The 23,826-nt window shown below is 73.3% G+C and carries 16 protein-coding genes; 4 read left to right on the forward strand and 12 right to left on the reverse strand.

Annotated elements, in window-relative coordinates; genetic code table 11:
- Window positions 1–150: 150 nt before the first annotated feature.
- The 7 genes from ACIHEI_RS31910 to ACIHEI_RS31940 all read right to left on the reverse strand — a co-directional run bounded on the left by ACIHEI_RS31910 (window position 151) and on the right by ACIHEI_RS31940 (window position 10,936).
- A complete protein-coding gene (locus ACIHEI_RS31910; protein WP_396609147.1) occupies window positions 151–1,002 on the reverse strand; it encodes a S1 family peptidase in 852 nt (283 codons plus the stop codon).
- 191 nt (window positions 1,003–1,193) lie between these two features.
- Window positions 1,194–2,816 carry an RNA polymerase sigma factor gene (locus tag ACIHEI_RS31915; RefSeq protein ID WP_396609148.1) on the reverse strand — a complete coding sequence of 541 codons (1,623 nt, stop codon included), beginning with the start codon at window positions 2,814–2,816 and terminating at the stop codon, window positions 1,194–1,196.
- A gap of 487 nt (window positions 2,817–3,303) precedes the next feature.
- Window positions 3,304–4,176: a FadR/GntR family transcriptional regulator gene (locus ACIHEI_RS31920; protein ID WP_387648840.1), complete on the reverse strand. Its 873-nt coding sequence runs from the start codon at window positions 4,174–4,176 to the stop codon at window positions 3,304–3,306.
- A 316-nt stretch (window positions 4,177–4,492) separates the two neighbouring features.
- Window positions 4,493–5,332, reverse strand: a complete 840-nt coding sequence (locus tag ACIHEI_RS31925; RefSeq protein ID WP_396609149.1) for a hypothetical protein — start codon at window positions 5,330–5,332, stop codon at window positions 4,493–4,495.
- 11 nt (window positions 5,333–5,343) lie between these two features.
- Window positions 5,344–7,080, reverse strand: a complete 1,737-nt coding sequence (locus ACIHEI_RS31930) for an ATP-binding cassette domain-containing protein (RefSeq protein ID WP_396609150.1) — start codon at window positions 7,078–7,080, stop codon at window positions 5,344–5,346.
- A 273-nt stretch (window positions 7,081–7,353) separates the two neighbouring features.
- Window positions 7,354–8,112, reverse strand: coding sequence for an NUDIX domain-containing protein (locus ACIHEI_RS31935; RefSeq protein WP_380486908.1), 759 nt, complete (start codon window positions 8,110–8,112; stop codon window positions 7,354–7,356).
- Window positions 8,113–8,248: 136 nt separating this feature from the next.
- The gene (locus ACIHEI_RS31940; protein WP_396609151.1) at window positions 8,249–10,936 is read right to left on the reverse strand and encodes a glycogen debranching N-terminal domain-containing protein; all 2,688 of its coding nucleotides are present in this window, start codon (window positions 10,934–10,936) and stop codon (window positions 8,249–8,251) included.
- A gap of 660 nt (window positions 10,937–11,596) precedes the next feature.
- Here ACIHEI_RS31940 and ACIHEI_RS31945 point away from each other — a divergent pair.
- Complete coding sequence (locus ACIHEI_RS31945; protein ID WP_387648829.1) at window positions 11,597–12,910, forward strand: alpha/beta fold hydrolase; 1,314 nt, start codon at window positions 11,597–11,599, stop codon at window positions 12,908–12,910.
- A 37-nt stretch (window positions 12,911–12,947) separates the two neighbouring features.
- On the opposite strand, the gene ACIHEI_RS31950 is transcribed toward ACIHEI_RS31945, so the two are convergent.
- Window positions 12,948–14,450 carry a DUF4192 domain-containing protein gene (locus tag ACIHEI_RS31950; protein ID WP_387866667.1) on the reverse strand — a complete coding sequence of 501 codons (1,503 nt, stop codon included), beginning with the start codon at window positions 14,448–14,450 and terminating at the stop codon, window positions 12,948–12,950.
- A gap of 207 nt (window positions 14,451–14,657) precedes the next feature.
- On the opposite strand from ACIHEI_RS31950, the gene ACIHEI_RS31955 reads away from it, so the two are divergent.
- Complete coding sequence (locus ACIHEI_RS31955; protein WP_396609152.1) at window positions 14,658–16,853, forward strand: RecQ family ATP-dependent DNA helicase; 2,196 nt, start codon at window positions 14,658–14,660, stop codon at window positions 16,851–16,853.
- Between the two features lie 301 nt (window positions 16,854–17,154).
- Window positions 17,155–17,841 (forward strand): hypothetical protein, encoded by a 687-nt coding sequence (locus ACIHEI_RS31960; RefSeq protein ID WP_387866721.1) that lies wholly within the window; start codon window positions 17,155–17,157, stop codon window positions 17,839–17,841.
- A gap of 198 nt (window positions 17,842–18,039) precedes the next feature.
- Here the strand turns inward: ACIHEI_RS31960 and ACIHEI_RS31965 are convergent, their stop codons facing one another.
- The 3 genes from ACIHEI_RS31965 to ACIHEI_RS31975 form a co-directional block, all read right to left on the reverse strand.
- A complete protein-coding gene (locus ACIHEI_RS31965) occupies window positions 18,040–18,393 on the reverse strand; it encodes a hypothetical protein (protein WP_387866662.1) in 354 nt (117 codons plus the stop codon).
- Between the two features lie 505 nt (window positions 18,394–18,898).
- On the reverse strand, window positions 18,899–19,582 hold the full coding sequence (locus ACIHEI_RS31970) for a ribonuclease HII (RefSeq protein ID WP_392955398.1): 684 nt from the start codon (window positions 19,580–19,582) through the stop codon (window positions 18,899–18,901).
- 204 nt (window positions 19,583–19,786) lie between these two features.
- Window positions 19,787–20,410, reverse strand: a complete 624-nt coding sequence (locus ACIHEI_RS31975) for a TetR/AcrR family transcriptional regulator (protein ID WP_396609153.1) — start codon at window positions 20,408–20,410, stop codon at window positions 19,787–19,789.
- 143 nt (window positions 20,411–20,553) lie between these two features.
- Between ACIHEI_RS31975 and ACIHEI_RS31980 the strand changes: the two genes are divergently transcribed.
- A complete protein-coding gene (locus tag ACIHEI_RS31980) occupies window positions 20,554–22,107 on the forward strand; it encodes an MFS transporter (RefSeq protein WP_396609154.1) in 1,554 nt (517 codons plus the stop codon).
- A gap of 97 nt (window positions 22,108–22,204) precedes the next feature.
- Here ACIHEI_RS31980 and ACIHEI_RS31985 read toward each other — a convergent pair whose 3' ends face one another.
- A complete protein-coding gene (locus tag ACIHEI_RS31985) occupies window positions 22,205–23,758 on the reverse strand; it encodes a DUF4153 domain-containing protein (protein ID WP_396609155.1) in 1,554 nt (517 codons plus the stop codon).
- Between the last annotated feature and the right edge of the window lie 68 nt (window positions 23,759–23,826).

Here is a 23,826-nt window from a genome sequence, read left to right on the forward strand (position 1 = left end):
GCGGGGGGGGCGCCGGCTGACCCCCCGCCTCGGCCCCGGGGCGCCCCCCCCGGGGGGCCGCCCCCCCCGGGGGGGGGGCCCCCCCGGCCGTGGCGTTCTGCCTGGCCGTGGCGTTCTGCCCGGCCGCCGCGGCAGCTCGTGTCGGGCACGTCACAGCACGTTCTGCACGGACTCCGCGACCGCCGAGATCCTGGTGTACACCCCCGGGCGCCCGGCCTGCGCGCAGCCGGCCCCCCAGGACACCAGGCCGGCCAGCCGCCCGCCCACCAGCAGCGGGCCGCCGCTGTCGCCCTGGCAGGCGTCCTTGCCGCCCCGGTCCTCCCCCGCGCACACCATGGTGCTCGCGTCGTACGCGCTGTCCGGTCCGCCCGGGTAGGCGCGCCCGCAGGCGGCGTCCGAGATCACCGGCACCGTCACCTGCCGCAGCGTGTTCGAGTAGCTGCCGTTGCCCCGGGTGTCGCCCCAGCCGAACACCGTCGCCGGGGTGCCCACCGCGTACGGCCGGCTCTCGCCCGCGCCCACCATCTCCAGCACCTGCCGGTCCTCCTGCGGCTCGGCCAGGGTGACCACCGCCACGTCCCGCGAGTTCGCGGCGAAGCTGTAGTTCGGCTCGATCCACACCCCGCTGACCGCCACCTCCCGCCCCGCGCTGCCCCGCAGGTCGTCCCGCCCGACGATCGCCCGCAGCCCCGGCCGCTGGACCGGCCGGCCGGTGGTCTCGTCGTAGAAGCAGTGCGCGGCCGTCACCACTTTGGTCGGGGTGACCAGCGCCCCGCCGCAGAACTGCCCGGAGCGGGACGAGCCGAACTGCGCACGGCTGGACAGCGCCACCATCCACGGATGATCGCTGGTGCTGGCACTCGTCCCCCCGACGATCCGCCGCTGCGCGGCGGCCGGGGCGGCCGCACCCAGCGCGATCAGCGGGGCAGGCAGGGCCGCCAGGGCGACGAGCGCGACCGCCCGGCGGCGGAGCCGAGGCGCGGACGGGTCCAGGATGGGCACCGGTTCTCCAGGGGGTTCGGCGTGCAGACGTGGGAAGTGCACTGGTCGGAGTGCGACAACCTGCCCAGCGTAGTCGCACCGTCACCCGCCGTGCCCAATCCGAACGCACCTGCCACCCCATCGGGCGACCCCCGGACATACGAACGGGCCCCTCCGCCGGCGGCGAAGGGGCCCGTCCAGGTGACGAACTGTCAGTCCAGGTAGTCGCGCAGCACCTGCGAACGCGACGGGTGGCGCAGCTTCGACATGGTCTTCGACTCGATCTGACGGATGCGCTCACGCGTCACGCCGTAGACCTTGCCGATCTCGTCCAGCGTCTTCGGCTGACCGTCGGTCAGGCCGAAGCGCATCGAGACCACGCCCGCCTCGCGCTCGGACAGGGTGTCCAGCACCGAGTGCAGCTGCTCCTGGAGCAGGGTGAAGGAGACCGCGTCGGCCGGAACGACCGCCTCGGAGTCCTCGATCAGGTCACCGAACTCGCTGTCGCCGTCCTCGCCGAGCGGGGTGTGCAGCGAGATCGGCTCGCGGCCGTACTTCTGAACCTCGATGACCTTCTCGGGGGTCATGTCGAGTTCCTTGGCCAGCTCCTCCGGGGTGGGCTCGCGGCCCAGGTCCTGGAGCATCTGGCGCTGCACGCGGGCGAGCTTGTTGATGACCTCGACCATGTGCACCGGGATACGGATGGTGCGGGCCTGGTCGGCCATGGCGCGGGTGATCGCCTGCCGGATCCACCAGGTCGCGTAGGTGGAGAACTTGTAGCCCTTGGTGTAGTCGAACTTCTCGACCGCACGGATCAGACCGAGGTTGCCCTCCTGGATCAGGTCCAGGAACAGCATGCCGCGGCCGGTGTAGCGCTTGGCCAGCGAAACCACCAGGCGGAGGTTGGCCTCCAGCAGGTGGTTCTTGGCGCGGCGGCCGTCCTCGGCGATGATCTCCAGCTCGCGCTTGAGCTTCGGGGCGAGCTTGTCGGCCTGGCTCAGCTTGTCCTCGGCGAACAGGCCGGCCTCGATCCGCTTGGCGAGCTCGACCTCCTGCTCGGCGTTGAGCAGCGGGACCTTGCCGATCTGCTTCAGGTAGTCCTTGACCGGGTCGGCGGTGGCACCGGCCACCGCGACCTGCTGCGCCGGGGCGTCGTCCTCGTCGTCGTCGGAGAGCACGAAGCCCTGGTCCGACTCCTCCTCGGGGCCGCTCTCTTCCTTGCCGTCGCCGGGCAGGGCCACGTCTTCGAGGAGCTCCTCCTCGCCGATCATGTCCTCGTCGCCCTTGGCGCCGGCCTTGCCGGCCGCGGTCTTCTTGGCGGCGGTCTTCTTCGCGGGAGCGGCGGTCTTCTTGGCTGCCGCCTTCTTCGCCGGCGCGGCCTTCTTGGCGACCGGGCGGGCCTCGGCGAGACCGATGGTCTCGACGACGGTGACCTCACCGGTCGTCACCGCGGCGGCCACGGCCACCGACGGGGCCGCGACGGGCGCGCCGGGGGCGATCCGGACCGGGGGCTTGGTCTGGGCGACCGGCGTGCGGGTGGTGACCGCCTTGGTCGCGGTGCGCTTGGTGGTGCTCTTGGCCGCAACGCTCTTGCGCTTGGCGCCGGCCGGCTCGGCCGCGCTGACCATGAGCTCCACCCCCTCCTCAATCAGCACCTGATTGAGGCTGCGCATGACGTTCTTCCACTTGGTGACCGGGATCTGGTCCGCCTCGAACGCGTGGCGCACGTCGTCACCGGCGATCTGCCCCTGGGCCTTGCCCCGCTCGATGAGCGCCAGCAGTGCCGCGGACTCGGCGATCTCGGGGGGAAGCGAACGGGATGTGCTGGCCGACACGAACAACCTCTCGGACGATGAGTGGACGATCCCGCACCGACCGCCCGAGCAGCTCGGATGGGTGGACGGTGATCGGGGTCTGCAGGACGGCAGCAGCGCCGCGCACCAACACAGCCATCTGGTCTGTGGTGGTATTCCGGAGCTGCTTCCGCTCCGTACACATCGCTGCCGCCACTCAAGTGTTACGCATGCCCGTCGTGGCGCCCGTCACACCACCCGGCGGCCGGTACGGGCTGCCCCGGGCGGCCTATCGGCGAGCGCGGCACCGGGGCCCTCGCGGCCGGCGGCCGAGGGCCCGGTGGCACCCTCCCGGACGGACCGCGTGCCTTTGCGGACAAGGTACCGGGGCCCTCGTGGGCGAGGTCTTCGCGGGCCGCCTCGCGGTGTGGCCCGCGCAACTGTGTGGCACGCGACACGCCGATGGCCCCCCGGCTGCGGGTGGAGCAGCAGAAGGGCCATCCGTTCGGAACGGGCGGGGCTGGACCGCTCAGTGCTCCCGCGGGGCCGGGACGGCGTGCTCGACGTCCGGGTGGACGGTGAGCAGCGCGCGGACGGCGGCCTCGGCGGCGGTGCCGTCCCCGGCGCCGAGCGCGTCGACCAGGCGGGTGTGCAGGCCGACCGCCGACTCGGACGGGCGCTCGCAGGTGCTGCCGGAACCGCCGGACACCTGGAGCGCGCCGGCCACGATCCCGGAGAGGTGCTCCAGCATCCGGTTCCCGGCCATCTGCAGCACCAGACCGTGCAGCTCGGCGTCGGCGCGGGAGTAGCTGACCAGATCGCCCTGGCTGCCCGCCTGGCTCATGATCTCGGTCAGCTCGGCCAGCCGCTGCTGAACGTCCTCCCGGCCGTGGCCGGCGGCGAGGCGGGCGGCCAGCGGCTCGATCGCCCAGCGCAGCTCGAACAGCTCACGGCGCTGCTCGTCGCGCTGCGGCCCGAAGGCGCGCCATTCGATGATGTCCGGGTCCAGCAGGTTCCAGTCACTGACCGGGCGGACCCGGGTCCCGACGTTCGGCCGGGCCGAGACCAGGCCCTTGGCCTCCAGCACCCGGAGCGACTCGCGCACCACGGTGCGGGAGACCTCGAAGCGCTGGCCGATCTCCTCCGGCACCAGCGGGCGATCGGCGCCCAGGTCTCCGGAGACGATCATCTGGCCGAGCTGCTGAACCAGCTGGCCGTGCAGGCCGCGGCCGCGGCTGCTGGTGGTCTTCCGACCGGCCCGGGCGAGTTCGTTCTCCGCCCCCTCCCAGCGGGGAGCGGGTGGCATCGGGCGGTCGGCGTACGGAAAACGGTCCAGCTCGGAGGCGGAGATCGACTCGGCCTGGCGAGCGGCGGTCACGGTGGGGTGCGCAAGGGTACTCACGCCATCCTTTGTCGGCGATCGGCGGGGCCGTCTTGAGCATTCTCCTGAAAAGCACACGAAAGGGTGATCGGCCGTGTCTGGATAATTGACTTCTTATCAGCCAGAAATGCGCATATCGGTCATCCTGGCTCGAATTCAGCTGCCGTTCCGAACGGTGCTTCACCCCGCCGCCACCGGCTCCGCCACACCTGCCGAACCGTCAGCACCGGCTGCCCGATGCACCGCCACCGACAGTTCCGGGGCGGGGTTTCCGTGCGGATTCCCGCGGTGCGCGGGGCATCCGAAAGCGGGCGGGCCTTCACGGCAGGCAGGGTCGTTACAGTGCGCGGCGGCGGAACTGGGCCACCAGCACCGCCAGCACCAGCAGCCCGGCCGGCGCCAGCAGGGCGGCCATCACCACGACGTCCAGCGCCGCCGCCGTCCGGTCGGCCGCCTCGCGCACCAGGTTGAAGCCGTACTGGAAGGGCAGCAACTCCCACACCCACAGCGGCCAATTCCGGCCGGAACGGTGCAGCAGCAGACCGGCGGTGGGCTCCAGCAGGGCAGGCGTCGCGCAGGTGAGCAGAACTCCCAGGACGGCACTGCGCACCAACGTCGCCAGCAACAGGCCGGCCCAGCCACCGGCCACCGCCAGCGCCAGGAACACCGGGAGCGGACGGCCGATCCCGCCCACCGCGAACGGGCCCGCCGCCGGGGCCGGCGCCAGGCCCGGGAAGGCCGTCAGTTCGGCGGGGTGCGGCAGGGCGAACACCGCCGAGGCATCCACCGCGCCAGGCAGCGCGAACCGGACCACCAGGGCGTTCACCACGAGCGTCAGCACCGCAAGCAGGAGCGCCGCCGCCCCGACCACCAGCAGCTTCGCGAGGAGCGCGCCGAGCCGACGGCCCAGATTCACCCGGGACGCGGCCAGGCCCGGCCAGCGCATCTCATGGCTGTACGCCAGCGCGCCGAGCACCGCAGCGGCCAGCGCGGTCAGCGGGAGCGGCAGCCACGGGACCACACCGGCCAGCGCCCGCACCGCCCCCGACACCGCCAACTTCCCGGCCGGGAACCGCTGGGCCAACGTCGCCGCCAGCGCCGCGTTCAGCAGCAGTGCCGCCGCGACCACCACCCACGTGGAGCGCACCCCGCGCAGCCGACGCACCTCACAAGCCACCAACCGCACCGTCACTCACTCCCGTTCTCGTCACCGACGGCACGCCTGCGCACCGCACTTGCCCCGCCCTCGCCCGCCGGCACCTGCGCCCGACCCGCCGCCGCCGACCCGACCGGCCTGGCCGGCCCGGCCGACCGCAACTCGGTGGCGTGGACCGGCCGGAGACGCACCTGCGCCCGGTCCTGCTCCTGCGCGGGCACCGGCCCCTGGGCTTGCGCCGGAGTGGAACCGTGGCCAACTCCCCTGATCCGGGCGGGAGTCAGCAACTCGGCGTCGGTCGGGTTGGCGGCCAACTGGTCGGCCTCGAGCACGATCGGCGTGGACGCGGCGGGCGTCGGTCCGGGCCGGGTCGCTGCGGGCTCGGGAGCGTTTCCGGCGGGCGGCTCCAGGTGTTCGGAGACCGGCTGCTCGGTGCGTACTCGGCGGAGCGCGGAGGCGCCGCGGGGCGTCCGGCGGGTGAGGTCGACAACGGGCGGCTCGGCCGGGGGCGTCGGGGCTGCGGGCGTCGCCTCGGGGGCGGTCGGGGCTGCGGCCGTGGCCTCGCGGGCGGTCGGGGCTGCCGGGGCAGTCGGGGCAGTCGGGGCAGTCGGGGCGGTCGGGGCGGTCGGGGCCGCCGGGGCAGTCGGGGCCGCCGGGTCGGGCGCGAGGGCGGCGGCGGCCCAACGGCCGGCCTGGAGGCCGCGATGGCCGAGGGCGCGGTGCTCGATGGTTCGCTCGGCGTCCGGGCCGGTGGCCGGGCGGCCGACGGTGACGGGCCTCGGGGCGGCGGGGGCGATCTGGGCCTGCCCGCCGGTACTTTGCCGGACCGGGCTCTGCCAGGCCGGACGGATCGCGACCTGGCCGGAGTGGCCCGATCCGCTGGGCAGGGCGGCCGGGAAGGAGATCGGACGCTGCACCACCCGGTCGGCCAACTCGTGCAGCAGGACACCGTTGCGGTAGGCGAGTTCACCGATCTCGGTGCGACCGACCCCGCTCACCGCGAGACCGACACCGCCCTCCCGCCGGACCTGCGCACCTTGGGCGACCAGCAGGTCCGCGAGACGGGCCATCTGCGGGCCCCGGACCAGGACTTCGGGGTGCAGCCGGCTGCGGCGGAACTCCACCACGGGCTGGTCGGCGGCCAGCCTGCCAGCGTCCAGGGTGACCACCCGGTCGGCGAGCACGGCGGCCGCCTCCGGGCTGCGGGTGGACATCAGCACGGTGCCGCCCGTCAGCGCGAAGGAGCGCAGAAAGCCGTGCAACCACTCCTCGCTGCGCGGAGACAGGCCCTCGGCCGGGGCATCCAGCAGCAGCGTCGCCGGGTCGCCGAGCAGGGCGGCGGCCAGGGCGAGCCGGCGGTGCATTCCGGGCGAGAAGGTGCCGATCCGGTGGTCGGCGACAGGGGCGAGGCGGACCTGCTCCAACAGGTCGTCGGCCCGACGCGCCGAAACCCCGACCGCCCCTGCCAGCATCCGCAGGTGCGCCCGGGCCCGCTGCCCCGGATGTCCGGCCTCCGGCCTGCCGGACGGCAGCAGCGTGCCGATCTCCCGCTCCGGTCGCCGAATCCGCCGATAGGTGCGGCCGTCGAACAGGGTGAGGCCGTGGCCGCGTTCGAGCTCCACCATCAGCCGGAAAGCGGTGGACTTGCCCGCCCCTTCCTCCCCCAGCACCGTGGTGATCATCCCTGGACGGGCGTCGAAGGTCAGGTCCAGCACCGCTGGGGGGTGGCCCCTTCGGTATTTCTTGGTCAGTCCGGTGATTTGGATCATCGCCGCCCGCTCCCTCGCCCGCCGACAGACCGGGGTTCGTCCGCCAGGCCTGAGCCTGCACAGTAGGACGCGGAAGCGGTGAAACCAGGCATTCCGGATGGATCGTTGACGGTGTTAGCGCCGAGCTCACCCGAACAGGGGACAGCGCACTCGCGCCACTGACGATTTACTTACGGATCGCCACCACCCCACCACCACAAGGGAACTGGCCCACCTCGTCTCGCCGAGCCCTCCCCTCGGCGACGGCGGCCACGACCTCGCCAGGGTCGGAGGTCAGGCCTCGGGGCGGAGCATCGGCGGGTTGAGGACGGTCGCCCCGCCCGCGGTAAACAGCTGTGCGGGGCGCCCGCCTTGACGGGTCGTCGTGCCGCCGGAGGGCAGCAGGAAGCCCGGGGTGCCGGTGACCTTGCGGTGGAAGTTCCGCGGATCCAACACCACGCCCCAGACCGCCTCGTACACCCGGCGCAGCTCGCCGACGGTGAACTCCGGCGGGCAGAAGGCCGTTGCCAGCGAGGAGTACTCGATCTTCGACCTGGCCCGCTCCACGCCGTCCGCCAGGATCTGCCCGTGGTCGAACGCCAGCAGTTCACCGTCGTTGCCGTCGACGCCGAACAGTTCACTGACCGGTGCCCACCGGGCGCTGCTGGCGTCGCCGCCCGCACGGGGCGACGGCAGGTCGGGGGCAAGCACCAGGTACGCGACGCTCACCACCCTCATCCGGGGGTCGCGCTGCGGGTGTCCGTAGGTGGCCAGTTGCTCCAGGTGCGCCCCGAACGGGTTCTGCCCCGCCAGGACTTGGCCCGGTGCGGACTGCGCCCTCAGCCCGGTCTCCTCCGCCAGCTCCCGGGACGCCGCCTCGGCCAAGCCCTCGTCCGGCCGCACGAACCCGCCGGGCAGCGCCCAGTAGCCCTGGAACGGCGCCTCACCACGCTTCACCAGCAGGGCGCACAGCTCATGGTCGCGCACCGTCAGCACCACCAGGTCAACCGTGACTGCGAACGGGGGGAAGGCCGACGGGTCATAACGCGACATGCCGCCGATCTTAGTCGTCTCTCTGACGATAATCACAGACCACGGCCTTTTCCCGTCCCCTTTCCCGCGCCTTTCTCGTGTCCTTCTCCCGTCCTTCCCGTCTTCTCTCCCGCCTCCTGGACCGCCCCGCGGACGGTCAGCCGGCGGCCAACTGCAGGAACGACGGCGCCTCTTCCACCACCGCGACGCCAATCCTGCTGACCCGAACCGAGAACGGCTCGCCGGCCACTCGCAGGCCGGTGAGTTCCAATGCGCCCAGGGGCGCGGTGCTCGCCGGGTGGGTGGCCACCCGCCCTGAGGGGACGTCGGGCCGGACTCCGGCCAGTGAGAGCACCAGGTGAACGGCCGCGGCCGCCGACATGGCGGCCGGACGGCAGGCCGCCGGGTGCGGCACCGGTGGGCAGTCGGCGACCTTCTGCTCGCCCGCGTACATCTCCGGCAGCCGGTACTCGAAGTGCGCGGACGCCTCCAACAGGCCTTCCAGCAGAATCTCGGCCTCCCGCTCGAATCCGGCGTCCACCAGCCCGCTCACCGCGAGCGCGGTCTCCTGCACCCGGACCACGCCGCTGCGATGGCCGAGCGGGTTGAACCGTGGGGACTTCGCGCTCAACGTCCGCAGGCCCCACCCGCAGTCGAGTTCGGGCGTCACCAGCCGCTGGGCGAGCAACCTGGTCTGCTCCCGGTCGAGCAGGCCCTCGTGCAGCTCGCCCTCGGCGCCGAGTCCGACGTCGAAGAGGTGGACCAGAGTTGAGGCGAGGGCCGGCACCGGCCGGTCCGGGCCCAGCAATGCGGCTGCCGGCCGACCACCTGACAGGTCGTCGATCCAGAACTGCTCGCGGAACCGTTCCCTCAGCTCAGCTGCCCAGGCCCGCCACTCCGCCGCTCCGGGACGGTCGAACGCTTCCAGCAGGTCCGCCCCTTGGAGCGCCGCGCGGTGCGCCTGCGCCTGGACTTCGCACCTGGCCGGACCTGGCCGCGCGGCCCGCTCCTCCGCCGGGCGACCGAGGTCGGTGACGAAGCCGATCGGCCCGTCCGGCCCCTCTGCCACTGCGGCCCGCAACGCCCCGAGGGCGCGCTCCGCGGCGGGCAGCAACTCGGCGACCTCGGCCCGGGGCATGCCCCAACGCCAGGCCTCTGCCAGCACGGTGACGAACAGCAGCGTCGCCTCCGTGGCCGTGCAGCTCGCCGGCAGCTCCGGGCCTCCGTGCCGCAGCGGCCCGGGAATCACGCCGTCCATCGCCTGCGCCGCCGCACCACTGTCAGTGGCCGGGGCGGACACGCTGCCCGCGCCCTGCACAGCGGCAGGCTGCGCTGCCGGTGGGCCTCCCGGCGCGGCGGCGACGGCCGGCGACGAACCGACCGCCGATGGGCTGGACGCCCCGTCGGCAGCGCCACTTTCGGCCGGGCGTGCGGCGCCTGCCGATGGCTGGGGCGCGAGGTGCTGACGGCGGGCCGTCGCGCGGAGCGTTCCGGCAGCGAGCCGGGTGCCGAGCGGCAGCGTCATCCGGGCCGCCCAGAGCGCGTCGGCGGCGGTGAGGCCGAAACGCCAGGGGGCGCCCGAGGCGGTGTAGAGGTCGGTCGGACGGTCCGCGTCGGCGAGCAGCAGCCCGCTCAGCGTGCCGAGGGCGCGGCCGACCAGGCGTGTGGCACGGCGATCGTCGGCCCGGACCTCCGGCTCGGACCACGGCAGCGGCACACCCGGGCCGCGCCCCGTCGGTGGACGACCGGTCGATGGAGCCTCCAGCTCCACCTGCAGGTCCACCGACCATCGGGCCCCTGGCTGGATGTCCAGATCCCACCGGAGCACACCCGCGCCGGCCAGCACCGCGTGCGGCGACGGGCGGGCGCTGACGGTGGCCGCGCGGCCCTGCCCGGCCCAGCGCAGGCCCGAGGACTGGACCTGGCCCGGCAGATCGGCCGAGCGCCGGCCCGCCGCGATGTCGGTGAGCTGGCCCAGGTCGGTACCCAGGGCGATCTCCAGTGGGAGGCGGGCCGGTCGGGCACCGGTGTTCCGGACCGTCACGGTCTCCGCGCCGTCGGCGTGCCGCAGCCGTTCGACCGTCAGCGCCGGATCCGGGTCGAGATCGCCCGGCACCCGGACCGAGCCGAGGAACCGAGCCGCCGCCGCGGACGTCAGGGTGCCCTGGAGCGGGAGCGGCTCCACGCCACCGAGGCGCAGCTCCATCCTGGCCAGGGTGCGCACGCCGTGCCGGAAGAAGCCGTGCAGGCTCTGGCCCCGAAGCTGCCCGTCCGGGCCGGAGGCTGCCATGCCCGGGGCATTGACGCACAGGACGTCGTGCGCCGCCGAGGGCTGCGGTCGTGGCACCGCCGCCGGAGCCGGCTGGCGGGCCGCCCCTGGAGCGGCCGCACCGGCTACCTGCTCCGAGCGTGCGCCCGCCACGCCACGCACCGGGGCCGTCACGCCCGGGCCCGGCCGGGTCGGGGTGCCGTAGGGCGGGGTGGGAGTGCCGTAGGGCGGGGTGGCCCCCGGCGCGTAGGGCGTGGGCGTGGTGGGAGTGCCGTACGGCGGGGTGGCCCCCGGTGCGTAGGGCGTGGGCGTGGTGGGAGTGCCGTACGGCGGAGTGGCCCCCGGTGCGTAGGGCGTGGGCGTGGTGAGCGTGCCGTACGGCGGCGTGCTGAGCGGGGCTCCGTGCTGCTGGACGGCGGCACCCGCGAGCGGCGTGCCGTACGCGGGGGTGGCGGATGCCGGGCTCGCGCCGGGCGTCCCGGGGGCGTGGCCGGTGGGTACCGGGGCGCCGGTGGGCGTGCCGTACGGGGGTGTGGCCCGGCGCGGACTCGGTGGGCCGGCCAAGTGTGGGGGCATGGGGGAAGCCGCTGCTCCGATGGGTGCCGAAGCGCCGCCCGGTGCGGGCGGGTTGGTGGGCGGCAGCGGGTGGGACGCTGCGTGGGGTGGCCTTGAATCGGTCACCAGGCTCTCCTCCCCTCGACCGGCCGACGGCTGCGGGCCCGGCCGGCCGCGAGCGTGCTCGATCGCGGACTTTGCTGCTCTGCCGCCGGAACACGCGGCTCTGACCTGGGCGGGACCGGATCGCCGGTGCTCCGCCCCGACCGGGGTGGTGTCCCGGCCCGGACGCCAAGGTCGCGCGTGGCCCGGTCGCACCGGGTCGAGCGACGCGTGACCGGTGCCCGACACGGTCGCCCTGGCCGCTACTGGCCCGGCGGTGCCGGTTCTGGTTTCGGCGTTCCGCAGGTTGAACGCCGTACACCTGCCCGAGGTCACGCCTGTCCGGCGGACCTCCGGTCGAATGCGGCCACGCGCCGTCGGTCCTTCGGCAGTCTGCGGCCGGCACCCGGGGTGCCCGCTGTGTCGTGGCGCCGTTCGGGGTTCTCCGCACGTGGCGGCCGCCCCCGGGCGGCTCCTGTCCGCCGTCAGGATACGGTGCGAGCACGGCGACGGAACCCCTGGTGACCTCGGTGACCGGCGCCGCAACCAGCCTGTGACCAGCTCACATCTAGGAGTTGCATGTCCTCCCTCAGCCGCATCCCCGGGATCGTCGCCACGGATCATGTCTTCCGGGTGCCGCTGGACCACGGAGCTCCGGGCGGCGAAGCGATCAAGGTCTACGCCCGCGAGGTGGTGGCCGCCGGACGCGAGCACGACGAACTTCCTTGGCTGCTCTACTTGCAGGGCGGCCCGGGTGGAAAGGCCAATCGGCCGCTCGGCCGGGACGGCTGGCTGGACCGGGCGCTCGACGACCACCGGGTGCTGCTGTTGGACCAGCGCGGCACCGGCCGCTCCACGCCCGCCAACCGGCAGACCCTGGCCCGGCGCGGCGACGCCCGGCAGCAGGCCGACTACCTGGCGCACTTCCGTGCCGACTCGATCGTCCGGGACGCCGAGCTGATCCGCCGCCAACTGCTGGGCGAGGACGGTCGATGGAGCCTGCTGGGGCAGAGCTTCGGCGGCTTCTGCACCCTCACCTACCTCTCGCTGGCCCCGGAGGGCCTGCGAGAGGCGTTCGTCACCGGCGGGCTGGCCGGCCTTCGCCGCTCGGCGGACGAGGTCTACCGCGCGGCATACCCGCGGGTCGCCCGCAAGAACGCCGGGCACTACGCGCGCTTCCCCCAGGACGTGGCGGCGGTACGGCGAATCGCGGCGCACCTGATCGAGCAGCCCGCACCTCTGCCGGATGGTGGGGTCCTCACCGTCGAGGCCTTCCAGGCGCTGGGCATGATGCTGGGCAGCGGCACCGGCTCCTACGTCCTGCACTATCTGCTGGAGGAGGCCTGGGTGGAGGGGGCGGACGGGCCGGAGCTGTCCGACACCTTCCTGGCGGGGGCGCAGGTGCAGCTGTCCTTCGCCCAGGGGCCGCTGTACGCCGTGCTGCACGAGTCGATCTACGGGCAGCGCTCGGTCGACGCCGGGGCCACCGACTGGTCGGCGGAGCGGGTGCGCAAGGAGTTTCCCGAGTTCGACGCCGCGGCAGCGCTGGCCGGGGACGGGCCGGTACTGCTCACCGGCGAGATGATCTACCCCTGGATGTTCGAGACCGACCCGTCGCTGCGGCCGCTGCGCGAGACGGCGCAGCTGCTGGCCGAGCGCACCGAGTGGCCCGACCTGTACGACCCGCAGCGCCTGGCTTCGAACCAGGTGCCGGTGTACGCGGCGGTGTACCACGACGACATGTACGTGGACACGGCGCATTCGCTGGAAACCGCGGATGCGGTGGCCGGTGTGCGGACGTGGATCACCAACGAGTGGGAGCACGACGGGGTGCGGGTGAGTGGCCGCCGGGTGCTGGACCGCCTGATGCGGATGGCGCGCGGCGAGGTCTAGCCGTTCGCCCCGCGGCCGGGGGGTGAGCGTACGCATGTCAGCCTCCGGTGGACTGCTGGTGTCGGAATGCCCTGCTGCGGGGCCTGGGGATTCGCGGCGACGCGGCCCGCAGCGGGCAGGATCGGTGCTCGCCGCCCGGCCGGCGGACCTCGGCTGACGCGGCGTCGGGCGAGATTGTCGACCGGCCGCCGCCTGGGCTGCCGTCCTCGCCCGGCTCGGCGTGGCCCGGCCCGGGCTCGGCGCCCGCGCGGTCCGGCCCGGATCCGCCCTGGCCTGCCCTGACGGCTTTCGTCGGTTCGGCGCCGGACCGGGGCGGGGGCCCGGGCGGGGCGGCGGACGCCCGCGAGGGACCGCCGGGCCGTTCGGCTCCCGACGGCCCGGCGGGCGGCAGGAGCTCTGGGTGCCGGCGGCTCCCCGCCCCGCGCAGCCGGGTGCTGCGTTCGCTCCGGACCACCTGGAGCAGTGCCTCCGCGGCGAGGCCGGAGTTCAGTGATTCGTAAAGCAGTTGGGCAAGGGTGTAGCCCGCGTCCAGTTCCAGTGCCCTGGCCAGTACGACCCTCGCCGTGGCGGGGTCTCCGGCCAGCCAGGACGTCCAGGCCAGCAGTGTCATCGGCGGGGCGGCGAGGTGTTCGAACGGGTCGACGCAGCGCTGGATGAGGTAGCGCCACAGCTTCTGGGCGGTGGCGAGTTCGTGCGGTTCGGCGTACTCGGCAGCGCGATCGCGGCCGAGTTTGTCCTGCAGGCCGATCAGCAGGCGGGCCGTCCGTCTGGTGTCGAGCTCCCGGGCGCCGCTGCGGAACTCGGCCATCGCGCTGGCCAGCAGCTCGTCGGTGCGCTCGACCGCCGTATGGCGGCCGCCGGGGCCGGCCAGCTCACGGATGAACGGCGGCCCGGCGTCTTCCAGGGCGCGGCGCTGCACCTCGCAGAGCGGCGGGCCCACCGGGGCGAGGCCGGCCACGATCGCCTTGCGGCTGCCCCTCGGGGCGAGGCCCGCGAAGGTGGCCGCGGCGGCGAGCGGACTGGGCTCGTGGGCGGCACGGACCGGAGTGCCGTCCGGCGGACAGCAGTCGACTCCGGTACACAGGAAGGACCACCAGCGGCCCGCAGAGACGCACAGCGACTCCTTGACGATCACCTGCTCGCCCTGGAAGGCCCTGGTGAGTGCGGCAGCCAGTGGGCGGAGCTCCGCCAGCACGGCCTGCCGCCCCTCGGACACTGGCGTGCCGTCGGCGGGATCCCGGCACAGGTACAGCAGGACTTGGACGGGGCGGCGGTCGCGCTGTTCGGACAGCTCGACCAGCAGCCGGGCGGATTCTTCGGCGGTGCGCTCCCAGGATTCCGGATCGGCCGGAATGTCGATACGGATCACTCCGCCCTGATCGAGCGCGGGGCCCTGCAGGCCCACCGCGACGATGCTGTCGTCGGGGAAGAAACCCAGCAGGTAGGGGAGCATCTCCGCCATGTCGGCGGGGCCGCGCAGCCGGACCGGGAGGTGGCCGGGGCGCGAGGAGGGCTTGGTGGTGCGGTCGTCTGCGGTCATGGCGGAAAGCCTGGACCCGATTCCGCCACCACTGCGGATATTTCATTCGCCCTGTGGATAAACCAGGGGGTTCAGCATTAGCTACCCCTAATGGCGGACAATTCCGGCCCGAACAGCGCACTCTGACGCCATATCACCCGATTAGATCCAGGTTGTCCACAGCCCGCCATTCGCGGTCCGTCCGTGAAGCGCGGTATCCATGACCTCATGCAGACGCGCGAACTCCATCCGACCACCCCAGCCGACCGCGAAGCCGTCCGGGCCGCCGCGGAAGCCGTGCTGCACAGCCTCGCGGGGCCCTCCGCGACGCTGCGCGAGGACCAGTGGAAAGCCATCGAGGCCCTGGTGGTGGACAACCGCCGCGCTCTGGTGGTGCAGCGCACCGGATGGGGCAAGTCCGCCGTCTACTTCATCGCCACAGCGCTGCTCCGCGCGCGCGGGGCCGGCCCGACGGTGATCGTCTCGCCGCTGCTGGCGCTGATGCGCAATCAGGTCGAATCGGCCGCCCGGGCGGGCATCCACGCCCGGACGATCAACTCGGCCAACCCGGAGGAGTGGGAGGAGATCCAGCAGGAGGTCGCCGACAGCCGGGTCGATGTCCTGCTGGTCAGCCCGGAGCGGCTCAACAACCCCGACTTCCGCGATCAGGTCCTGCCCAAGCTCGCCGCCTCCACCGGCCTGCTGGTGGTGGACGAGGCACACTGCATCTCCGACTGGGGCCACGACTTCCGGCCCGACTACCGACGGCTGCGCACCATGCTCGCCGAGCTCTCCCCCGGCGTCCCGGTGCTGGCGACCACGGCGACCGCGAACGCCCGGGTCACCGCGGATGTCGCCGAGCAGCTCGGCACCGGCGTCGGTGACGCGCAGGCCCTGGTGCTGCGCGGCCCGCTGGACCGGGAGAGCCTCAGCCTCTCGGTGCTCTCACTGCCCGACCCGGCGCACCGGCTGGCCTGGCTCGCCGACCACCTGGCCGATCTCCCCGGCTCCGGCATCATCTACACCCTGACGGTCGCCGCCGCCGAGGAGGTCACCGAGTTCCTGCGCGAGCGCGGCTACCCGGTCGCCTCCTACTCCGGCCGGACCGAGGACGCCGAGCGCCGCGAGGCCGAGGCCGCCCTGCTGGCCAACCGGGTCAAGGCCCTGGTCGCCACCTCCGCGCTCGGCATGGGCTTCGACAAGCCGGATCTCGGCTTCGTGGTCCACCTCGGCTCGCCGAGTTCTCCCATCGCCTACTACCAGCAGGTCGGCCGCGCCGGCCGTGGCGTCGACCGTGCCGAGGTGCTGCTGCTCCCGGGCCGGGAGGACGAGGCGATCTGGCGGTACTTCGCCTCCATCGGCTTCCCCGCCGAGGAGCAGGTCCGCCGTACCCTGGCCGCGCTGGCCGAGGCCGGCCGCCCGCTCTCCACGGCGGCACTGGAGACCTCTGTCGACCTCCGTCGCTCCCGACTGGAGATCATGCTCAAGGTGCTCGACGTGGACGGCGCAGTCCGCCGGGTACGCGGCGGCTGGGAGTCCACCGGCGAGCAGTGGCGGTACGACGGCGAGCGGTATGCCAAGGTCGCCCGGGCCCGCGCGGCCGAACAGCAGGCGATGCGGGACTACATCGCGACCGAGGGCTGCCGGATGGAGTTCCTGCGCCGCCAGCTCGACGACCCGGAGGCAGCCCCGTGCGGGCGCTGCGACCGGTGCACCCATGCCCAGCACTCCACCGAGGTCTCGGCCGAAGCCACCGGCGCTGCCCGCGCCGCCCTCGGCCGGCCCGGGGTCTCCTTCGAGACCCGGCGAATGTGGCCGACCGGCATGGAGTCCCTCGGTGTCCCGCTGCGTGGCCGCATCCCTCCCACCCAGCAGGCCGAGCCGGGGCGCGCCCTCGGCCGGCTCTCCGACATCGGCTGGGGCACCCGGCTTCGCACGCTGCTCGACGAGCGTTCCCCGGACGGCCCGCTGCCGCGCGAGGTGCTGGACGCCGTCGTCGGTGTGGTCGCGGACTGGGCGCGCGGCCCGGGCGGCTGGGCCGGACCGGCCGGTCCGGACGGCACCCGGCTGGAGCGCCCGATCGGCGTGGTCGCCCTGGAGTCCTCCACCCGACCACAGTTGGTGTCCGATCTCGCCGGAGGCCTCGCCTCGATCGGCCGGATGCCACTGCTCGGCCGGATCCAGTACGCCACCGGGGAGCCCCCGCACGGGCCGCGCAGCAACAGCGCCCAGCGGCTGCGCTCGGTCGCCGGAACGCTCGTACTCTCGCCGGGCCTGGCCGACACACTGGCCGCGACTCCCGGCCCGGTCCTCCTGGTGGACGACCTGGTGGATTCCGGCTGGACGCTGACGGTCGCGGCTCATCTGCTCCGCCAGGCGGGTGCCACCGCGGTGCTCCCACTCGTCCTGGCCATCCGGGGGTGAGGACGATTCGGCCGAGCTCGACGCCGGTCCTGGCACTCCGGCACGCCCGGACGCCAGGCCCCGGTCACCGGTCGGCCTCCACACACCCCGCTCACCGATCTGTCAGCCGAATGGCCGCACGACAGGGCTGGGACATGTCGGGCAATTAGGCGGGTCCCGGGCGGCGTTTGTCAGTTCATCATTGCCGCCCGGCGGCTCTCGCCCGAGAATTGGAAGGTATCCAGCGCCCGGTCCGTCGGACCCGGCCTTCGGCGTACGCCCGCGCACCTCCGGGAGCGTGGGCACGGGAAGGAGGATCGTGATCAACGGCATCGACCGAGGTCCTTCCCACTACGACGGCCGTCGGGCCATCACGCTGCAGGAGTGGGAGCGCCTCGGCGTGCCCCTCCTTCGCACACCCCGAGAGTTCGTCACCGAACTTCACCAGCGGCACCTACCGCAGCCCGGCACCACCGTGGTCGCGGTACTCGACCCCGAGCATCGGGTGGTGGCGTCGGCCTCCTTCGGCGTCCGCCCGCAGTTCAGCGACGGCTGGGACCACCGCAACGCCCTGCTCGGCCACCTCCGCCGGGTCACACCGCACGACCTGAGGCGGATATCCCCGAGCCGCACCGCCGTCCTGCTGCGCTGCCGGGACGGCGGGCCGGACTGGACCGAGCAGGACGGGGCATGGATGTGGGCGCTGCGCGCCGCCGCCGAACTGCACGGGCTGCGCTGCGGCTCGTACCTGACGCTCACCCCGGCCGGCTGGCAGTCGCTCGGCGACGGCCGGCGCGGGCGCAATCCGCACGCCGGGTCGTGGGCGCTCGGCCCAATTCACACCGTCACCGAACTACCCTCGCGCATCCCGTCCGGCACCGGATCCGAACACCCCGCACTGCCGGCGCCCTTGGAGCCACCGGTCGCCCCGGTCACCTCACTGAACGCGATCCGCGCCCTGGAGGCCGGCCGCGACAGCCGGGCGATCCGTCGAACCGCCGCCCGCTGAGCGGTCGTCCACCCGCGGTGACCCGCTCACCGAAGCAGGCAGCCCGACGCGCCCCGGCAGCAAAAGCCCCAACGGCACCGCAGGACAACCGCGTTACGGCCCGGCGGAACCAGGACACGGCAACGGTCCGGCCCCGCCCGCAGACGGAGCCGGACCGGCACGACGAACCGGCGGTCAGGCGGACCGGCGGACCAGCGGTCAGGCGAACAGCGGGGCGACGGTGTCCGTCTCGCCGCAGACCACCAGCAGCTTCGCGGCACGCTCCAGCGCCTTGCGCGCCGCAGCGGCCACCCGCTCCGGGTGGTTCTCGTTGACCACCAGCACCACCACGTCGCGGCGCAGCGTCCGGGCCGTGGCGGCGTCGGCGTAGAACACGTCGCCACCGTCGGCGAGTTGAGCCCAGTAGCGCTCCTCGCCGAAGCTCGTCTCGTGCTCCTGCCAGGGGTGCGCGGCACCGACTGTCAGGACCAGCACGTCGCCGGGGCGGCGGCCGGACTCCAGCAGTGCGTCGACGGCCTCGTCGGCGCGGTCGAGCGCCTCGGCCGCAGCCACGGGCAGGAGTTGAACGGTCGGCCGACCGGGGCGCGGCGCGTGGCCGGGCTTGGGTCGGGGTGCGGGCCGCGGGCCGGGAATCGGCCGGTCCGCACGGGGCGGTGCGGGACGCGGCGGGCCGGGGCGAGGGCCCGGGACCGGAGCGGCGACGGCGGTGGAGGAAGGCATACGGTGGGCAGGTGCGTCCGACTTGTGGGGAAGGGGAACGCCGGGGCCCGGGATCGTCTCGTGAATCTCCGGCTCCTCGGGGAAGACAGGCATACCCGGATTCCTATCAAATGCCGGTCGGATGCGCACGGGCACCCCACCACTTGAAAGTGTCGCCGCCGGAACGCGGGTACGCGGCAACGCCCGAGTGACGGGTGGATGAATGTTGACGAACCGTCAGAATCGACGAATATCGACGGACACGGTCGCCGCCAAAGCCCTCGGAGGGCACCCGGCAGCCGCAGCGAACCATCGGATTGTGCGACTGCGCGAGGGCGCGTTGCGGCACTGAGGGCGCTCAGAAACCGAGCGAGAGCTGCTCGCCGGTGTCGACCGGGATCCGCTGCCGCTTGAGGTGGCTCCACTTCGGCAGGGCGTCCATGTAGGCCCAGGACAGGCGATGGTGCTCGGTGGGCCCGAACTCCTCCAGCGCGGCACGGTGGGTCGGCGAGGGGTAGCCGGCGTTCTCCTCGAACGCGAACGCCGGGTGGTCCACCCCGAGTTCGGCCATCAGCGCGTCCCGCCGGACCTTGGCCAGCACCGAGGCGGCGGAGACACAGACGCACGACTGGTCGCCCTTGATCACCGTACGGACCCGCCACGGGCCGCCCAGGTAGTCGTGCTTGCCGTCCAGGATCACCGCGTCGGGCTGCACCGGCAGCGCCTCCAGGGCGCGGACGGCGGCCAGCCGCAGTGCGGCCGTCATGCCGAGGTCGTCGCACTCCTGGGACGAGGCGGCGCCGATCGCATAGGCGGTCACCCAGTTCTCCAGGATCGGGACGAGCGCCTCCCGGCGCCGCTCGGTGAGCAGCTTGGAGTCGGTGAGCCCCTCCGGCGGGCGGCGCAGGCCGGTGACTGCGGCACCGACCATGACCGGCCCGGCCCAGGCGCCGCGGCCCACCTCGTCCAGCCCGACCACCAGGCGGGCTCCGGCCCGGCGCAGGGAGCGCTCGACCGAGTGGGTCGGGGGGTCGTACGGCATCGGGGTTCCTTCACTGGACAGGGGACAGCCGGGGCCGCGCCCGAGGACGCGCCCAGCTGCTTTCAGCCTACGCCGCCGCCCGGACAGCCCAGCCGCCCAAGCCGGGCCCGGCGACCCCGGGCCCGGACCCGGACCCGGACCCGCCACGCCACGCCACGCCACGCCACGCCACCGGGCCAAGCCCGCTCCCCCGCCCGGCCCGCGTTACGGCCTGATCGCCGGCAGCAGCACCTGCCCGAGCAGGTCCTCGCAGAACTCGTCGTCGAACACCCCGGCGCAGAACTTGGCGCGGTACAGCAGCATCGCCGGCAGCACGTCGGCGACAATCGACACCGCCGCGCCCCGGCGGACGTCGCCCCGCGCCTCGCCGCGGCGCAGGATGCCGAGGATGCCCTCGGCGGTCGGTCCGACCACCCGCTCGTGCATGAAGCCCTTGAAGAACTCGGCGCGCTCGTGGTCCAGTTCACCCATCAGGGCGCGGACGGCCGCACCGGTCCGGGAGTTCAACACCGCGATGTAGGCCTCGATGACGTGCCGCAGCTCGGCCTCCGCGGAGCCGAGGTCGGGGATGTCGGCGGGGGGCGGCATCACGGCGACCAGGGCGTCCATCACCAGGTCCGCCTTGGAGGCCCAGCGCCGGTAGAGCGCGGCCTTACCGGTCTGCGCGGCGCCGGCCACGCCTTCCATCGTCATCCGGGCGAACCCGCCGGACGTGAGCTGGTCGAGCGCGGCCTCGAAGATCGCGGCCTCCAGCGCCTTGCCGCGCCTGCGCAGCGGGGCTCCCTCCACGGGGCCGTCGGCCGATTGCCGCCGGTCCGGCTGATCCATCGTCATCCACCCTAAAAGACGGTTGCGTTCACTATCGGCGCCGACTAATGTCCCCGACAGTGAACGAGACCGTTCACTATCCGCATTGCCGAGCACCTTACCCAAACAGCAACCGATAGCAGTAGCCGGCAGGGGGCACAACAGTGGCTATCTCCGACATGCTCAGCAAGTCGGCTCCACCGGGGGCCGGTCGCGACCGGCGCAAGGGCATCACGCTCACCGTCATCGCGGCCACGCAGCTCATGGTCGTCCTCGACGCGACCATCGTGAACATCGCGCTTCCGCACATCCAGGACGCGCTGAAGTTCTCCACCACCGACCTGTCCTGGGTGATCAACGCCTACACACTGACGTTCGGCGGCCTGCTCCTGCTCGGCGGCCGGGCCGGTGACATCCTCGGCCGCCGTCGGGTGTTCGTCGTGGGCGTGCTGTTGTTCGGCCTGGCCTCGCTGCTCGGCGGTTTCGCGCAGAACGGCGGCATGCTGCTGGCCGCCCGGGCGCTGCAGGGCGTCGGCGGTGCGATCTGTTCACCGACGGCGTTCGCACTGATCGCCACCAACTTCAAGGAGGGACCGGAGCGGAACCGCGCGTTCGGCGTCTTCTCGGCGGTGGCCGGCTCGGGCGCCGCGATAGGCCTGCTGGCCGGCGGAGTGCTCACGGAGTACCTGAACTGGCGCTGGGTGTTCTTCGTGAACGTGCCGATCGCCGCGCTGATCGCCATCGCCGCGCCGCGCTACATCAACGAGTCCGAGCGGCACCCGGGCGCCTTCGACCTGCCCGGCGCGCTCGCCTCCACCCTCGGCCTGGTCAGCCTGGTGTACGGGTTCATCCACGCCGCGGACCCGAAGGCCGGCTGGGGCAACGGCGTGACGATCGCCTCGTTCGCCGTCGGCGCGGCCCTGCTGGTCGCGTTCGCGGTGATCGAGCAGCGCACCGCCCAACCGATCACCCCGCTGCGGCTGCTGCGGAACCGCAACCGCACCGGCGGCCTGATCATGATGCTCTGCCTGGCCGCGGCCATGTTCGGCATCTTCTTCTACGTCACGCTCTTCGTTCAGCGCGTGCTCGGCTACAGCGCGCTCAAGGCGGGTGTGGCCTTCCTACCGATCAGCGTCGCGATCATCGTCGCCGCGCAGCTCGCCTCCGCCCTCCAGGCCAGGCTCGGGCCCAAGCCGTTCCTGGCCACCGGCAGCCTCCTGGTGACGGCCGGTCTGAGCTGGCTGACGCAGACGGACGTGCACAGCAGCTACCCACTGGGCGTGCTCGGCCCGACGGTCACCTTCGGCTTCGGCATGGGCCTGATCTTCGTCCCGGTGATGCTGATGGCGGTCTCCGGGGTCGCGGCGCACGAGACGGGCGCGGCCTCGGGCCTGCTCAACTCGGTGCAGCAGATAGGTGGTTCGGTCGGCCTGTCGATACTCACCACGGTCTTCGCCAAGGCCGCCACCTCCGAGGGCAGCCGCCAGCAGCCGGACTTCCTCGCCCACGCCGGCCCGGCCGAGCTGCAGTTCGCCCAGCAGCACCAGACCTTCCCGCCCGGCAGCAGGTGGGCCAACGAGGTGCTGGCCTACGCCGTCTCGCACGCCTTCGTGGTGGGCGTGGCGTTCGCGGCGGTCGCGCTGCTGTCCGCAGTGTTCGTGGTCAGGGCGAGGGCCTCCGACCTGCCGGCCGAAGCCCCGGCCGGAATAGCGATATGACGCCACATCACGCCGGCTGACACACAAGGAGGGCGGGGGGTGCCACTCGACACTCCCCGACCCCCGTCAACGACCGCCGGCCGCCGGCCGCCGAACGTCAGCGGACCTCAATGACCGTGACCAGCCCGACCCGCCGGCAGGCCTCGCCTCGGTCCCAGATCACGGGGCGTGCCGCGAGGATCTCCCGGGCTCGGGCCTCGGCCCGGCTGACGGCGTACCAGGAGGGCGCGGGCTCGTTCGCCAGGTCGGCGGCGATCGGCTGGAGCGCGCAGGTGCGCAGGTCCTCGGGCAGCCGGTCCAGAGCGGGCACGGCGTCGACGGAGAGGCCACGCAGGTAGTCGACGTCGAGGTGGGCCGCGGAGGTGCGGTAGCGGTCGACGTTCTGCTCGGCGATCAGGCCGTCGGTCCGCAGCAGGCCGAACAGCGCCACGGCCAGGGCGGCACTGAGCACCACCGCGCGGGGCAGCCAGCGGCGGGAGGAGAGCACCGAGCCGACCAGCACCATCAGGAAGACCAGGCCGAGCCAGATCTCCATCGCGGCGACGTTGACCCGCAGGCGGGTGAGTCCGAAGGCGTCCATGTACAGGCTCATCCGGACCAGCGCGGTGCCGACCACCACCAGGGTGAGCGCGCACAGCAGTCCGAGCATCACCTTGACCAGCAGCCGGTCGCCCGCGTTGCTGCGCGGCGCCCAGTACTTGGCGAGCGCGACGACCACCAGGGTGAGCACGGCGATCCAGAGCAGCTGCCAGAAGCCCTGGCGGGCGTACTCGGCGGGGGTCATCCCGGTGCGGCGCATGATCGAGCCGTAGCCGCCGATCAGCACCACCAACTGCACCACCACGAAGACGCCGAACAGCAGGTTCATGACCGCGAGCGGCATCGCCCACTCCAGCCGTCCGCGCTCCTTGCCGGCCCGGGTCCTGGTGCGGTCCCAGCGGCGGGGGGCGGCGGCGGCGTGCGCGGCACCCAGGGCAAGCAGCACTCCACCGACGAAGTACACGAAACGCTGCGGGACGTCCCCGGCCTCCACCGAGGGAACGAGGTGCCCCAGCAGGCCGGCAACGGTGGAGTCGGCGCCGGCGAACAGCATGCCGAAGACCACCAGCAGCACCAGGGAGACTCCGACGGCCTTCACCACCTGCCCGACCCGGGCCTTGGCCGGAAAGCGACGCTCCTTCAGCGCCCGTATTCCCCAAGCGAGTCCGGGCAGGAAGTGGGCCCACAGACCGATCGATCCCATCGCCACCCCGACCCAGCGGGCGCCGCCGTGCAGGGTGAGTGAGGCGACGCAGATCGCGGCGATCACCGCGAGCGTCACCGCCCCACCCGCACCGCTGACGGCCGGGACCAGGCAGAGCAGCAGCGCGGCCGCGGCGAACGCCAGGTGCCAGGGCTTGACCCGCCGCCCGGTGCCCAGTGCGGTGATCGCGGCACCGACCGCGCCCGCGAGGGCGCAGAGCAGCAGGTTGACGCCGAGTCCGCCACCGAGTGCCAGTGCGCTGACCAGCCCGGACGCACCCGCCGCCGCCAGCACTCGCAGCCCGGCGGGCTCGATCGTCCGGGCCTTGCTGGGCCGCAGCCACTCCGGCTCGGGCAACGGCGCCTGCGGCCGGTGCTGGTACGGCGCGTAGGGATTGGCACCCGCCACACCTGCCGCACCCGCCGCACCCGCCGCAGTCGCCGAGCCCGCAGCGACCCCCAGCGGCGTCCCCTTCC

It is taken from the genome of Kitasatospora sp. NPDC051984, from assembly GCF_044593455.1.
Taxonomy (GTDB): Bacteria; Actinomycetota; Actinomycetes; order Streptomycetales; family Streptomycetaceae; genus Kitasatospora.